Annotated in this window: 12 protein-coding genes; 4 read left to right on the forward strand and 8 right to left on the reverse strand. The window is 70.6% G+C overall.

Annotated features, from left to right (window positions below; translation table 11 throughout):
- Window positions 1-6 precede the first annotated feature (6 nt).
- Window positions 7-543, reverse strand: a complete 537-nt coding sequence (locus tag ACWEOE_RS22635; RefSeq protein WP_452012268.1) for a MarR family winged helix-turn-helix transcriptional regulator — start codon at window positions 541-543, stop codon at window positions 7-9.
- Window positions 544-679: 136 nt separating this feature from the next.
- On the opposite strand from ACWEOE_RS22635, the gene ACWEOE_RS22640 reads away from it, so the two are divergent.
- Both ACWEOE_RS22640 and ACWEOE_RS22645 read left to right on the forward strand, forming a co-directional pair.
- Window positions 680-1,243: a flavin reductase family protein gene (locus ACWEOE_RS22640; protein WP_452012270.1), complete on the forward strand. Its 564-nt coding sequence runs from the start codon at window positions 680-682 to the stop codon at window positions 1,241-1,243.
- Entirely contained in the window at window positions 1,240-2,718 is a 1,479-nt protein-coding gene (locus ACWEOE_RS22645; protein WP_452012271.1) for a 4-hydroxyphenylacetate 3-hydroxylase family protein, read from the forward strand. The genes ACWEOE_RS22640 and ACWEOE_RS22645 overlap by 4 nt, the downstream gene beginning before the upstream one ends.
- Window positions 2,719-3,055: 337 nt before the next feature.
- Here the strand turns inward: ACWEOE_RS22645 and ACWEOE_RS22650 are convergent, their stop codons facing one another.
- Genes ACWEOE_RS22650 through ACWEOE_RS22670 form a run of 5 tightly spaced genes read right to left on the reverse strand, consistent with a single transcriptional unit; the run spans window position 3,056 to window position 7,197 of the window.
- Window positions 3,056-3,403, reverse strand: coding sequence for a cupin domain-containing protein (locus tag ACWEOE_RS22650; RefSeq protein WP_452012273.1), 348 nt, complete (start codon window positions 3,401-3,403; stop codon window positions 3,056-3,058).
- Between the two features lie 26 nt (window positions 3,404-3,429).
- Window positions 3,430-4,068 (reverse strand): DUF2848 family protein, encoded by a 639-nt coding sequence (locus ACWEOE_RS22655; RefSeq protein WP_452012274.1) that lies wholly within the window; start codon window positions 4,066-4,068, stop codon window positions 3,430-3,432.
- Window positions 4,065-4,874: a carbon-nitrogen family hydrolase gene (locus tag ACWEOE_RS22660; protein WP_452012275.1), complete on the reverse strand. Its 810-nt coding sequence runs from the start codon at window positions 4,872-4,874 to the stop codon at window positions 4,065-4,067. The genes ACWEOE_RS22655 and ACWEOE_RS22660 overlap by 4 nt, the downstream gene beginning before the upstream one ends.
- Entirely contained in the window at window positions 4,871-5,806 is a 936-nt protein-coding gene (locus ACWEOE_RS22665) for an ABC transporter substrate-binding protein (protein WP_452012277.1), read from the reverse strand. The genes ACWEOE_RS22660 and ACWEOE_RS22665 overlap by 4 nt, the downstream gene beginning before the upstream one ends.
- Before the next feature lie 32 nt (window positions 5,807-5,838).
- Window positions 5,839-7,197 carry an MFS transporter gene (locus ACWEOE_RS22670; RefSeq protein WP_452012279.1) on the reverse strand — a complete coding sequence of 453 codons (1,359 nt, stop codon included), beginning with the start codon at window positions 7,195-7,197 and terminating at the stop codon, window positions 5,839-5,841.
- Window positions 7,198-7,551: 354 nt separating this feature from the next.
- Here ACWEOE_RS22670 and ACWEOE_RS22675 point away from each other — a divergent pair, with 354 nt between their 5' ends.
- A complete protein-coding gene (locus ACWEOE_RS22675; RefSeq protein WP_452012280.1) occupies window positions 7,552-9,093 on the forward strand; it encodes a UbiD family decarboxylase in 1,542 nt (513 codons plus the stop codon).
- Window positions 9,094-9,133: 40 nt separating this feature from the next.
- Here the strand turns inward: ACWEOE_RS22675 and ACWEOE_RS22680 are convergent, their stop codons facing one another.
- Both ACWEOE_RS22680 and ACWEOE_RS22685 read right to left on the reverse strand, forming a co-directional pair.
- Window positions 9,134-9,424, reverse strand: a complete 291-nt coding sequence (locus ACWEOE_RS22680) for a putative quinol monooxygenase (RefSeq protein WP_452012282.1) — start codon at window positions 9,422-9,424, stop codon at window positions 9,134-9,136.
- Between the two features lie 76 nt (window positions 9,425-9,500).
- Window positions 9,501-10,850 (reverse strand): chloride channel protein, encoded by a 1,350-nt coding sequence (locus ACWEOE_RS22685; RefSeq protein ID WP_452012283.1) that lies wholly within the window; start codon window positions 10,848-10,850, stop codon window positions 9,501-9,503.
- A 271-nt stretch (window positions 10,851-11,121) separates the two neighbouring features.
- On the opposite strand from ACWEOE_RS22685, the gene ACWEOE_RS22690 reads away from it, so the two are divergent.
- Window positions 11,122-14,409, forward strand: coding sequence for an error-prone DNA polymerase (locus ACWEOE_RS22690; RefSeq protein WP_452012403.1), 3,288 nt, complete (start codon window positions 11,122-11,124; stop codon window positions 14,407-14,409).
- Window positions 14,410-14,479: the final 70 nt, after the last annotated feature.

Genomic DNA, 14,479 nt, shown 5'->3' on the forward strand with positions numbered 1-14,479 from the left:
AAGAGGTCAGGAATCGACGGCTGCGCGGATCGCTTCGGCGATCGCCGACTCCGGGTCGAGGCCCACGTAGAACGCGAAGATCGACAGCGCCGACAGGCGTTCGTCCTCGTTCAGCTGGTGCTGCAGGAACGCGACGCTGTGGTGCACCTCGTTGTCGATCTCCGCGAGCTTCTCCGCACCGGCGGTGGTGGCCACGACGTTGGTCGCGCGGCGGTCGCTCTCCGACGCCTCGCGCGTGACCAGGCCGAGCTCTTCGAGGCGGCGCACCATGCGGGAGGCGAACGCGGCCGCCACGTCGAGCCTGGCCGCCAGCGTGCTCACGGTGATGCCGCGGGCCTCGCCCGCGCCGTAGACCTGCAGGAGTGCCTGGTGCAGCAGGGGTTCCAGGCCGTGGTGCTTCGCCTGCTCGTCGACGATCCGCATCACGCGGCGCGTGACGTAGCGGGCGTCGGCGATGTTCTTCACGTACGCCTGGAATTCGCGGCTGCGCTTGGCGTCGCCGATGTCGGCCCACTTGGTGTAGGCGCGCATTGCGTCGTTCATGCAGTGGGCTTCCCTTCGACGAGCACGGCTTCTCGGACGAGCGCGGCGGCGACTGAACCCGGCGATCATACGTCGCACCGATTTAGTTGACTAAAGTAAGGTATTCTTGTTAGCCTTCTGCTCAGGAGGTCCCCCCATGGCTCTGCACCCCGCGGACAGTGATCCGAGCGGATTCAAGGCGGCTCTCGGGTCGTTCGCCGCGAGCGTCAACGTCATCACCCTCTCGGACGCGGCCGGTCGCCCGCTCGGCATGACCGCCACCGCGTTCTCGTCGGTGTCGGTCGAACCGCTCATGATCCTGGTCTGTGTCAACCGTTCCACCCGCACCTACGAGCGCATCGCCGAAACCCGCCGGTTCGGCGTGAACATCCTCGGCTCGCCGGCGCGCGAGATCTCGGACCACTGCGCCCGCCCGGGCGCGGACAAGGCCCTGCCCGAGGAGTGGCTCACCCGCCACGAGGGCTGGCACAGCCCGGCTCTCTCCGGCGCCCTCGCGTTCCTGGACTGTGAGATCGACCAGGACGTGCACGCGGGCACGCACGCCGTGCTCATCGCCAAAGTCGGTGGCATCGGGCTTAGCTCGGCGCTGCCGCACCACGAACCGCTCCTGCACTTCCGCGGCCGCTACCGGCAGCTGCAGGCAGGAGTCCACCACCCGCGGCCCCGGCCGCTACCGATCGCACTGGAGGAAACGGCGTGACGCGTTCCGGCAAGGACTACGTCGAAGGACTGCGCGACAACCGGCGGGTGTTCGTCGACGGCGAATACGTCTCCGATGTCGCCGCGCACCCCGCGTTCAAAGGGGCCGTCGAGTCCATCGCGCGCGTGTACGACGTGGCGCACGACCCCGCCAACGCGGCGGAGATGACGTTCCCGTCCCCGATCACCGGTGCGCCGGTGAACCTGTCGTTCCTCATCCCGCGCGGTGAGGACGACCTGCGCCGCCGCCGGGTGGCGCTGCGCAAGACGGCCGAGGCCACGTTCGGGCTCATGGGCCGCGGCCCCGAGCACGTCGCCGGCTTCCTGGCCGGCTGGGCGGGCCGCTCCGACGTCTTCGCGGCGGGGGAGCAGCGCTTCGCCGACAACGTCACGAAGTTCTACGAGTACGTGCGCGACAACGACCTGTACTGCTCGTACGCGATCGTGCCGCCGCAGATCGACCGCAGCAAGCCCGCGCACCAGCAGGCCGACCCGCACCTGTACGCGGGCGTCAAGGAGGAGCGCGAGGACGGCATCGTCATCGCCGGCGCGCAGATGCTCGGCACGGGCGCGGCCATCTCCGACTACCTCGTGCTCAGCTGTATCGTGCCGCTGCAGCCGGGTGACGAGGACCAGGCGATCTCCGTCGCCGTGCCGATCGGCGCCGAGGGCCTGAAGATCTACTCGCGCCGCAGCTACGCCGAAGCCGCGACGAGCGTGTACGACTACCCGCTCGCCACGCGCTTCGACGAGACCGACTCGCTGATCGTGTTCGACGACGTGTTCGTGCCGTGGGACAAGGTGTTCGTGTTCCGCGACCGCCAGATCACCAGCGACCAGTGGAGCCGCACCCCGGCGCACCTGCTGGGCAACAACCAGGCCCAGATCCGGTTCTCCGTGAAGCTGGACCTGCTCGCGGGCCTCGCGCTGCGCGTCGCGCGCATGAACGGCTCGGACAAGTTCCCGCCCGTGCGTGGTGTGCTCGGCGAGCTGGCCGCCCACGCGGCCATGGTGTCGGGTCTCGTCTACGCGCAGGAGCAGAACTGCGAGCTCGACGAGAAGGGCGTGGCGTGGCCTGGTCGCGAGGAGTGCTACGCGACCATGACGCTGCAGTCGGACTTCTACCCGAAGCTGCTGCACCTGGTCCGTGATCTTGTGGGTGGTGGTGTGATCCAGCTGCCGTCCTCTGCCGCCGATTTCGAGAACGCCGAGGCGCGGGCTGATTTTGAACGGTATGTGCAGTCGCCGGGGCATCCGACGGTTGAGCGGGTGAAGTTGTTGAAGCTGGTGTGGGATCTTGTCGGGTCGGAGTTTGCCAGCCGTCATCAGCAGTACGAGATGTTCTATGCGGGTGCGCCGTTCCTGGTGAAGTCGCGGATGAGTCAGATTTATGACTTCTCTCGTGCGGAGGCGCTTGTGGATGGTGCTCTGGCCGGTTACGACCTCAGTGGCCGGACGGAGACCGGGCAGGCCTGAGAGAGGCCCTGAGGGGGGCAGACAGACCGCGGGGCGCCTGGTGTATGCCGGGCGCCCCGTTTCCATGAGGTGTTGTCCTCGTGGGGCGGGTTGCGGTTGCGCATGCACCCCGAAGCTGGATTGTGCTGACGGTCGCTGAGTCGTTGTCAAGGCGGGAAAGATGCCTTGACAACGACTTGGCGACCGCAGTGAGGCTTCGGATCGGGGTGCGGGGAGGGGCCTGGGTGAGTACGGACGTGCGTTGGTAGTGGCCGTTGCGTTGGTTGGTGGTGTGTCGGCGTGACAAGAAGGGGCGCCCGGTCCGAAGAACGGGCGCCCCTTCGTCTGCTCTGGACGGTCAGCTCGCGCGGTAGCGCACCTCGAACGTGAGGCAGCCTTCCTCGCTCGTCCACGGGCCGTGCTCCATGCCCGGCGGGCGGCAGGCGTAGTCGCCGGCCGAGAAGGTCTTGCCGAGGCGCGTGTCGTGGAACGAGCCTTCGAGGATGTAGACCTCTTCCCAGAAGTCGTGCACCTGCACGCCGTTCGGGGTCGTGTCGGTGCCGGGCTCGAACCGCAGGATGCGGGTCGCGACGCCGCTGTCGCCGTCGGCCGCGAGGATGCGTTCGGTCAGCTGCGGCACGACACCCGCGCAGGGCGTGAACTCGACGGTCTTGACGGGGAAGAACTCGTGTTCCGGCTTGGCCATGGGGTTTCTCTCTCCGATACGGGGGGTCAGGACACCGAGTAGGTGTGCGTGAGCTCGGGACCGCCGGGCAGGGCCAGCGACAGCGTCCACGCCTTGCCCGGCACGAACTTGCCGTCGAGCAGGGTCAGCGTGCCGCAGAACATCACCAGGTCGCGCTCGGGGGAGCGGTCGAGCAGGTCCAGCACGTCGGTCGGGATGCGCAGCGCGCTGAGCGGACCGTGCTGGTAGCGGACGCCATCCACAGTGGACTCGGCGATGATCGCGTCCCAGTCGGGGTTGTCGACCGGCACCACGGTGGTGCCGAGCGGTTTCGGGCAGGCGGCCTTGGAGTCCTTGACGCTCGAGGTCTCGATGTCGCGGTCGGTGTGGTCGGAGCCCACCGTGAGGTAGAGCTTGCCGCCCGCGCGCACGAGCACCGGCTCGACCTCGCCGGAGGTGTTGCCACCGTCGACGGAGATGGTGGCGGCCTGCGTGGCCAGCCCCGCCTCGAGCTCGTAGAACGCCGGGACGGAGTCGGGCGGCGGCACACCGATGGCGGCGAGCTCGTCGATGTGGTGCTTCACAGCGGCCTCGTCGCGGCCGGTGTAGCCCGCGACCACGAGGTCGAAGTCGGCGACCGCGACGGTTTCGCCCGTCCCGGCCACGGTGAAGGTGAGTGCGGTCATGCGTGCGCTCCTCGGATGGTCAGGTCGGTGTAGCTGGTGAGCCGGTCGTCGAGCACGGGGAACTGCTCGCGGGTGGCCGGCACGACGGCGGGATCGACGTCGCACCAAGTGATGCCCTCGGAGGTGCCGGCCTCGGCGAGCACGGTGCCCCACGGGTCCACGACCCGGCTGTGGCCGCCGAGCTCGACGCCGCCCTGGGTGCCGGTGGCGTTGCACGCCACCACGAGCACCTGGTCCTCCACCGCTCGCGCGGTGGTGAACAGCCGCCAGTGCGCGAGCCGCGCCGCGGGCCAGGCCGCCGGCACGATCACGATCTCGGCACCGGCGTCGACGAGGCAGCGCCACAGCTCGGGGAAGCGCAGGTCGTAACACGTGGTCCCGGCGACCGCGCCGAACGGCGTCGCCACCGCGGACACGTGGTCGCCGGGCTTGAGCAGCTGCGCTTCCTTCGACTGGTAGCCGAACACGTGCACCTTGCTGTAGCTGTGCACGAGCTCGCCGGCCGGGCTGAACAGCACGGCGGTGTTGCGCAGGGCACCGTCGGGCAGGCGCTCGACGAAACTGCCGCCGTGCAGGTAGGAACCGGTTTCGCGGGCGAGCTCACCGAGCCTTGCGAGCGCCGGACCGTCGGCCGGCTCGGCGTCGCGGGCGTAGTCGTCGAACGCGAAGTACCCGGTGGCCCACAGTTCGGGCAGCACGATCAGATCGGCCTCGGCCGCCGAGCGGACGAGCCCGGCCACCCGGTCGAACCGGGCGGCGACGGGCTCGTCCTCGGGGCTCGCGACCTGGACGAGAGCGATCTTCACGAGGCCGACCACAGTCCGCGAGCGCCGGCGGCGACGATGTCGTCGTAGGACAGCTCGCGCTCGGTGAGACCGGTCGCGCGGGCGAACCCGGCGAGCCCGGCCACGGCCTCGGCGGAGATCGCCGGGTCGTAGTACGGACCGTCGCGCTCGATCAGTCCGGCGATGAGACCGGCCTCCATCTCCGGGAACAACGCGGCGCCGACCCGGGTGGCCAGCGACGGGTCCCGGACCAGCTCGCGCTGGGCCCGCAGCACACCGCGGGTGACGGCTGCCGCTTCCTCGGGCCGTTCGGCGGCCGTGCGGTCCGTGGTCATCAGGGCGGGGAAGGTGTAGAGCGAGTGCGCGGACTTGTCGCGCCGGGCATCCAGCACGACCTTGCCGACCCCGCGCTGCACCGCGACCTCGGTGCCCATCCCGTTGGCCCAGAAGGCGTCGATCTTGCCTTCGGCGAGGGCCTTGGCGGCGGTGACGCCGAACGAGACGTCGCCGGCCACCCCCGCCACGGGGGCGATGGTCACGTTCGCGCCCTTCAGGTCCACGCCCTCGGCGTCGAGCAGGCGGTGCAGGCCGAGGTCGGGGCCGGGCGCGGCACCGATGCGGACGTCGTGGAGCTTCGCGAGCGTCTCGCGGGTGATGTCGAGATCCGGCCGCACCACGAGGAACCAGTACATGTTCTGCGCGAGCGCGGCCAGCAGCTTCTGCCCGCCCCAGGTGGAGTCGGCGTAGAGCGGGGCGTGGGCGCACCCGGCGAGGTAGTCGATCCGCCCCTCGCGAAGGGCGATTGCTGCGTCGGTGACGGGGAACAGGAGTTCCAGCTCCACGTCGAGACCCTCGTCGCGAAGGTACCCGAGCTCCACGGCCGCGATGGCGGGGAAGTAGGAGTTCGAGACGAGGTCGGGCACGGCAAGGCGCATGGTGGCCTTCCTGGTCAAGAAATTAACAGTACTCAAGTAATGTACTTAGCTTAATATTTTGGGTCAAGCTGGCGCGCGAGCGGCGCCGGCTCCGGCTTCTTGACGGCCCGCAGCACCACCACGGTGATCGAGCACAGTACCGCCGGCACCGCGAAGACCAGGAAGTACACCGGGAAGGGTAGCGACGCGGCGAGCAGGTAACCGCCGATGAGCGGGCCGAGCAGCCCGCCGAGGCGGCCGATGCCCAGCGCCCAGCCGAGGCCCGTCGCGCGGGCTTCCGGTCCGTAGGTGGCCATCACGAGCGTGTGCACCACGTTCTGGCCGCCGATGATGAACGCGCCGGCCAGGGCGTTGAGCAGGTAGAGCGCGACCACCGAGCTCGCGAAACCGAACAGCACCAGGCACACACCGCCCGCGGCGAACGCGATGGCGAGCGCCGCGTACTGGTTCATGCGGTCGAGCACCCAGCCGAGGATGAACCCGCCGATCGTGGCCGCGGCGGCCTGCTCGATGGCGTAGGAGTAGCTGCCGACCAGCGACAGGCCGTGCTTCACCAGCAGCGACACCATCCAGAAGTCGAGCGCGTAGACCACGAACTGCAGGAACAGGTACAGCAGGGAGAGGGTGAGGGTGGAGTTGCGGTAGCGGGCCGTCCACAGGGTGCGGAGCTGGATCTTGCCGTTCTCGGTGCGCGGACCGGTGAAGAACGTCGCCGGGTCGGTGGCCTGCGCTGTCGGCCAGATCGCCGGGTAGACCTTCTTGACGGTCGCCAGGGCTTCCTCGTACCGGCTGCGCGTGGCGAGGAACTGGGGCGTCTCGGGCACGAACCACGCGATCAGGGCGGCGACGACGAGGGCCGCGTAGGAGATGTGGAACAGCGGGCGCCAGCCGAAGTCCGGCACCAGCAGCGTCGCGGCCACGGCCGCCACCACGAAACCGAACGTGAAGCAGCCGGCCGACACCGCGGTCATCCGGCCGCGGCGGCGGACGGGCACGTATTCGCCGAGCATCGCGATCGTCGCGGGGAGTACGCCGCCCATGCCGATGGCGGCGCAGAACCGCAGGATGGCGAACGTGGTGTAGTCGCCGGCGAACCCGGCGGTGCCCATGAACAGCGCGAACACGGACACGCCCAGCACCAGCATCCGCTTGCGGCCGAAGCGGTCGCCGAGCGCGCCGAGGCCGACGGCGCCGATGAAGAGGCCGACGAAGGTGTAGGAGGCGAGCAGCCCCGCCTGGACGGGGGAGATGTGCCACTCGGCGACGATCTTGGGCAGTGCGTACGCCAAGGACTGCAGGTCGTAGCCGTCGAAGATCACCGCGGCGCCGCCGATGGCGGCGATCGCGAGGACCTTGGGGGTCAATGGGGTCTCGGTGAGACAGTGGTCGAAAGTGGCAGCGGGTCGCATCCGCGCGCTCCTCGGCCCGGGCGGCACCCAGCACCACGACACTCGACGGTGAGTGCGGGCGGGGGACGGGTGCCGCGGGTTGATGGGATTTATTTGACTTTAGTACCTGACTTGACAGCCATAAATGATGCGGGAGACGATAGGTCGCGCCTGGTGCTGTGTCAACGCCGGACCGCGGGGGTTTCGCGGACGAAGTGGACTCTCACCGGGCCGGATGCCCTTCCTGGCAAGGAGAATCGTGATCGTGCCGTGTCCGGTCCCCGGTGGTTCCGCAGTGTGGCACGCGTTTGTTAACAGCCCCCGTAACAAGGCGTCCGTGAGTTCTTCCCGTCGACGAAAGAGGAACCGACAGCCGTGAACGACTATCCCTACGGCGACCTCCGCGAGTACCTGGCCGAGCTGGACCGGCGCGGGCTGCTGGTGCGCGTGACCCGGCCCGTCGACAAGGACACCGAGCTTGTTCCGTTGGTGCGCCTGCAGTTCCGCGGGCTGCCGGAGGCCGAGCGCAAGGCGTTCCTCTTCGAGAACGTCACCGACGGGTCGGGCAAGCGCTACGAGGGCACCGTGGTGATGGGGGCGTTCGCGTCGTCGCGCGCGGTCTACACCACGGCGCTGGCCGCGAAGCCCGACGAGGTCGCCGGGCGGTGGGCCGCGGCGCTGTCGGGTCCGGTGGAGCCGGTCGTCGTCGAGACCGGGCCGTGCAAGGAGAACGTCCTCACGGGACAGTCGATGCTGGACGCCGGCGGCGTCGACGGGTTCCCGCACCCGATCTCGACACCCGGCTTCGACCCGGCGCCGTTCCTCACCGCGCCGTACTGGATCACGAAGGATCCGGAGGACGGCACGTACAACGTCGGCATCTACCGCGGCATGGTGAAGGGGCCGGACCGCATCGGCCTGCAGATGGACACGCCCACGCAGCACATCGCGATCCACCTGGCCAAGGCGCGCCGGCTCGGCAAGAAGCTCGAGGCCGCGATCGTGCTCGGCGCCGTGCCCGCGGTCGGGTTCTCCGCCGCGCAGAAGATCCCGTTCGGCGTGAGCGAGTACGCCGTGGCGGGCGGCCTTATGGGCCGGCCGCTCGAGGTCGTGCGCTGCGAGACGGTGGACCTGGAGGTGCCCGCCCACGCGGAGATCGTGTTGGAGGGCGAGATCGATCCCGAGCACCTCGAACCCGAGGGCCCCTTCGGTGAGGCGAGCGGGTACATGGGCGCGCAGACGAGCTCGCCGGTGTTCCGGGTCCGCTGCATCACGCACCGCACGGCGCCGGTCGTGCAGGCCTTCATCAGCGAGTTCCCGCCGAGCGAGTCGACGCTGATGCGCAAGATCGCGTTCGAGAACGTGTACCTGCGGTTCCTCAAGCAGGCGTGCAACATCAACGCGGTGCAGCGTTTCGTCACGCACGAGAGCGGCACCTGCAACATGTTCTTCGTGATCCAGCTGAAGAACCCGACCCCCGGCCAGGCGCGCCAGGCGCTCTACGCCGCGTCCGGGTACGAGGCCTCGATGGGCAAGACGATCATCGCGGTGGACGACGACGTCGACCCCGAGGACCTCAGTGCCGTGGTGTGGGCGATGAGCTTCCGCATGCAGCCCGCGCGCGACGTCACGATCCTGCCGGGCAAGCTGCCGCGCCTGGACCCGTCGGCCGCCGAGGACGGGAGCCTGTCCTCGGCGCTGCTCATCGACGCCACGCGCAAGCGCCCCTACCCGCCGACCTCCCTGCCGGCCAAGGAGTTCATGGACCGCGCCCAGGACCTGTGGCAGGAACTGGGCCTGCCGGACCTGGCGCTGGCCGAGCCGTGGCACGGTTACGAACTGGGTGAGTGGTCCGACGCCGACCGGCACCGCGCGGCCGAAGCCGTGCAGGGCCGCTACGGCGTGCCCGAGGAGTGATCCCGGGGTCCACTGTGGACTCATCGGTCCACAGTGGACCTCACTCGACGTCGAACAGCTCCACCGCCCGGTCGTCCAGCAGGGGCACGATGCCCTCGAGGACGATCCGCTTGAAGTGCTCCGTCTCGCGGTGCTCCGCGAACGCCTCCCGTGAGACGTAGCGTTCGAGCAGCACCACCGAGCGCGGGTCGGTGAACGAGCGGTACACGTCGAACGCCAGGTTCCCCGGTTCCGTCCGCGCGGCCTCGGCCAGTCGCGGCACCAGCTCGGCGACCTCACCCTCCTTGCCGGCCGAAACGGTGTAGCGGGCGATCACCTGGAGCTGGGGCATGCTCGTTCTCCTTGTGGTGCTCACGACAGATTCGAGTTGTACTGTAATCGCAGTGGCTGGTCACGAGCCGGATCGGCTACCGGGTCGCCACGGTCTCGTCCGGTTCGGCCGCCGGCCGCGGGGCGAGCCACGCCGCCACCACGTGCGCCACGACGACCGCGACGATCACCAGCGGCATCACCGCGAGCCCGTCGGAGGACAGCAGGAGCGTGGCGAGCAGCACGGAGGTCAGCGGCAGCCGGAGCATGACCACGCACATCGCGCCGATCCCCATCGCCACCCCGGCGACGAGCGGCAGGCCGGGCAGGTGCGACAGGGCGATCCCGCTGGCGGCGCCGAGGAACATCGCCGGGAAGACCGGGCCGCCGCGGAACGCGGCCAGCGACACGCCGTACGCCAGGCCCTTGGTGGCCAGGAGCAGCAGGAGCAACGGCACGGAGTGGGTCGCGCTGTTCTCCAGCAGCGAGGGCAGCGCGGTCTCGCCGGAGAACAGCACGTCGGAGAGGCGTCCGCCCGCGCTGGTGTAGGCGATCGCGAGGCCGGCGACCACGAGCCCCGCGACGGGGGTGAGCACCAGGAGGTGGTTCTCGACGCGGGAGTGCAGGGCGAGCCCGATCCGGTGCACGGCGGTGCCCAGCAGCGCGGCGGCCACCCCGATCACGAGTGCCCAGCCGAACTGGGAGATGTCCGGGTGCGTGAACGGCGGCAGCTCGGGCAGCGCCAGCGACGCCGGCCCCAGGCCGGTCAGCGAGTCCAGCCCGATGAACAGTAGCGTGCCGATACCCGCGGCCAGCAGACCGGGCAGCAGCACCAGGCCGAGGGTCGCCCCGGCCAGCCCGGACACCTCCATCAGCAGGAACGCCCCGAGGATCGGCGACCCCAGCAGGGTGCTGACGGCGGCGAAGCTCCCCGTCGCCGCGACCACGGCCCCGACCCGCTTCGGCGCGTGCGGCCGCGCGAGCCGGATCGCGCACACCCCGAGCCCCGAACCGAGCGCGATCAGCGGCGCCTCGGGCCCCAGCACCGCGCCGAGCCCCAGTGTGGCCAGGGCCGCGAGGAGCACACCCGGCAACTGCGCGGGCGTCGGCGCGCCGCTGGGGGAGAAGCCGAAGGCGGGGACGTGCCCGCCATTGCCCGGCAGGTACCGCACCGCGACCGCCACGAGCACCCCGGCCGCGAACAGCATCGGCAGCGGCCACCACCACGGCGCTTCGGCGAACCCGACCGCGTGCGGCAGGTCCGTGTAGACCCAGCGCTGCAGCTCGCCGACGAACTGGAGGAAGAAGTACGCCGCGGCCGAGATCGGCACCCCGATGATCGCCGCGAGCACCAGCAGCCGCACATACGCGGCGGACCGCAGCTGCTTCGCGGGGTCCGCCTGACCCGCGGGCTCACCCGGCGGCGCGGGAGCTGCCGGGTTCGCCATGGTCGGCCTCCTGCTCGTCGGTGGGGTGGCCGGACCACCACGTGGGCACGCTCGTGTGCCACGGTCCGCGCCTGCGGTCCCCGGGGCATCGCCCGTCCGAGGTGAGGCGACCGGGCTCCCGGGGTATGGTGGTCGTTCGAACACCTGTTCCCATGCCGGGTGCGGGTCCGGACACGCTGTCTCCCCGCGGCGGTTTCACGCGAACGAGGGCAGTGCGGTGGAACAGCAACACCCCGAACACCAGCGGCGTGGTGGGTTCAACAACCCCCTCATGCGGTGGGCGGAGCTGGAGCGGATCGCGGCGGGGCGGGCGCCCGTGCGGGGCGACGGCGGGGACTCGCCCGCGTGGTCGCGCAAGCGCGAGGGGTACCGGGCGCCGGAGCGGTTGCGGCCGTGGGCGGATGTGGAGACCGACGTGCGGCGGGTGCCCTACGCGGAGCTGCACCTGCACTCGTACTTCTCGTTCCTCGACGGTGTCGCGTCGCCGGAGTCGCTCGTCGAGGAAGCCGTGCGGCTGGGTCTCGACGCGCTCGTGCTCACCGACCGGGACGGCATGTACGGCGCGGTTCGGTTCGCCGAGGCCGCGCGGGAGATCGGGGTGCGCACGGGGTACGGGGCGGAGCTCTCGCTCGGGCTGCCCGCGCCGCAGGGTGGGGTGGCCGACCCCGTCGGCACGCACCTGCAGGTGATCGCGCGTGACATCGAGGGGTACCGGCGGCTGTGCGCGGTGATCTCGCGCGGGCAGCTGGCGGGGGAGAAGGGGCGTCCGGTGCTCGCGCTCGACGACGTGGCCGAACAGCTGCGTGGCCACGCCCTCGTGCTCAGCGGGTGCCGCAAGGGCGCGGTCCGCAGCGCCCTCGCCCGCGGCGACGACGCCGGGGCGGCCGCCGCGCTGCGGACGCTGGCCGACCGGTTCGGCCGGGAGCACGTGGCCGTCGAGCTGCTGGAGGAGGGCGTGGCGCTCGACGGCGTGCACAACGATCGCCTGGCCTCGATGGCGGACGACCTGGGGCTGCCGACGGTGGCGTCGAACAACGTCCACTACGCGCGCCCCGAGCAGGCGCGGCACGCGGCGGCCGTCGCGGCGATCCGGGCGCGCCGGTCGGTCGACGACCTCGAGGGCTGGCTGCCTGCCGACGGCACAGCGTTCCTGCGCAGCGGCGCGGAGCAGGCCGACCGCTTCGCGCGGTACCCGGGCGCGGTGCAGCGGGCCGCGTTGCTGGGGGTGGAGTGCGCGTTCGATCTCGCTCTGGTGGCGCCGGCACTGCCGCCGTTCGCCGTGCCCGAGGGGTTCGCCGACGAGGACGACTACCTGCGTCACCTGACGTTCGCCGGTGCCACCGTGCGCTACGGCGGCCGCGCGGACAACCCGGAGGCCTACGCCCGGCTCGACCACGAGCTCGAAGTGATCCGGCAGCTCGGATTTCCCGGCTATTTCCTCGTGGTGTGGGACATCGTCAGGTTCTGCCGGGAATCGAACATCCTCGCGCAGGGCCGGGGTTCGGCCGCGAACTCCGCGGTGTGCTTCGCGTTGCAGATCAGCCACGCCGACCCCGTGAAGTGGGGGTTGTTGTTCGAACGGTTCCTCGCACCCGAGCGTGACGGCCCGCCGGACATCGACGTCGACATCGAGTCGGACCGGCGTGAGGAGGTGATCCAGTACGTCTACGGGAAGCACGGTCGTTTTCACACAGCGCAGGTGGCGAATGTGATCACTTACCGTTCGCGTTCCGCCATCCGCGACGCCGCGAAGGCGCTCGGGTACTCCACCGGCCAGCAGGACGCGTTCGGCAAGCGGGTGGACCGCTGGTCGTCGGTCGCGGTCGGGGCGACGCCGGGGGAGCAGGGCCACGAGATCCCCGACGACGTGCTGGAGACCGCCGCCTGGCTCGAGGACACGCCGCGGCACCTCGGGGTGCACTCGGGCGGCATGGTGATCGCGCGCACCCCCGTCTCCGAGATCGTGCCCGTGGAGTGGGCGACCGCCGCCGACCGCAGTGTGCTGCAGTGGGACAAGGACGACTGCGCCGCGATCGGGCTCACGAAGTTCGACCTGCTGGGCCTGGGCATGCTGTCCGCGCTGCACTACACGATCGATCTCGTCGCCGAGCACCACGGTGTCCACATCGGACTGCACGACCTCGATCTGGCCGACCCGCTGGTGTACGACATGCTGTGCGAGGCCGACGCCGTCGGCGTGTTCCAGGTGGAGTCCCGCGCGCAGCTCGGCACCCTGCCGCGGCTGCGGCCGCGCGAGTTCTACGACCTCGTGGTGGAGGTCGCGCTCATCCGGCCGGGCCCGATCCAGGGTGGGTCCGTGCACCCCTACATCCGGCGCCGCCGCGGTGAGGAGGAGTGGTCGCACGCGCACCCGTTGCTGGCGCCCGCCTTGGAACGCACCCTGGGCGTGCCGCTGTTCCAGGAGCAGGTGATGCAGATGGCGCGCGACGTCGCGTCGTTCACCGCCGCGGAGGCCGACCAGCTGCGCCGGGCCATGGGGGCCAAGCGATCCAGCGAGAAGATGCGCCGGCTGGCGGGCCGGTTCTTCGAGGGCGCCGCGGCCAACGGCGTGCCCCCGGAGCTGGCGGCCCGGATCTTCGAACAGATCCACGCCTTCTCCGGCTACGGTTTCCCCGAGGCGCACTCGATGTCGTTCGCCTTGCTCGTCTACGCCTCGGCGTGGTTCAAGCGCTACTACCCGGCCGCGTTCTGCGCCGGCCTGCTGCGCGCGCAGCCCATGGGGTTCTACAGCCCGCAGTCGCTCGTCGCCGACGCCCGCCACCACGGCGTCGTCACCCTCTCACCCGACCTCGGCCTCTCCCAGGCGCACGCGACGCTCGAGTCCTGTTCGGACAGTGCCGGCGGCGTCGCGATCCGCCTGGGCCTGGCCGGAATCCGCTCGGTGGGGCAGGACACCGCCGACCACATCGTCGCCGAACGCGATGCCGGCGGCCCGTACACGTCGATCGGCGACCTCACCGAACGCGTGCAGCTCGCCCGCCCGGTCGTCGAGGCCCTCGCCACGGCCGGCGTCTTCGGCGACCGCCGCCCGTCCCTCTGGGCGGCGGGCCCCGCGTCCGCCACCCGCCCCGACCACCTGCCGGGCCTGGCGCTGGGCAGCCACGCGCCCCCGCTGCCCGGCATGACGGCCTTCGAACTCGCCACCGCCGACCTCTGGGCCACCGGCATCACGCCCGAGCGCCACCCCGTCTCGTTCCTGCGCGCCCACCTCGACACCCTGGGCGCCCTCCCGGCCTCGGCGCTGCTGTCGGTCCCCGACGGCACCCGCATCCACGTCGGCGGCGCCGTCACCCACAAACAACGCCCGGCCACCGCCGGGGGCATCACGTTCCTCAACCTGGAGGACGAAACGGGCATGACCAACGTCATCGTGTCCGTCGGTGTGTGGCGCCGCCACCGCCGCCTGCTGCAGAACCACTCGGTGCTCCTGGTGCGCGGCATCGCCCAGGTGGGCCAGGGCACGGTGTCGGTGGTGGCGGACCACCTGGCGGCTCTGGATCTGAAGGGTTTGTCCTTGAGTTCACGGGATTTCCGGTGAACCGGGTCCCAGGAGGCCGACATCGTGGGGTCTCATGATTTGTTTCGTACTGAGAACCATCGTCTGGGAC

Source organism: Amycolatopsis sp. NPDC004368, from assembly GCF_053602515.1.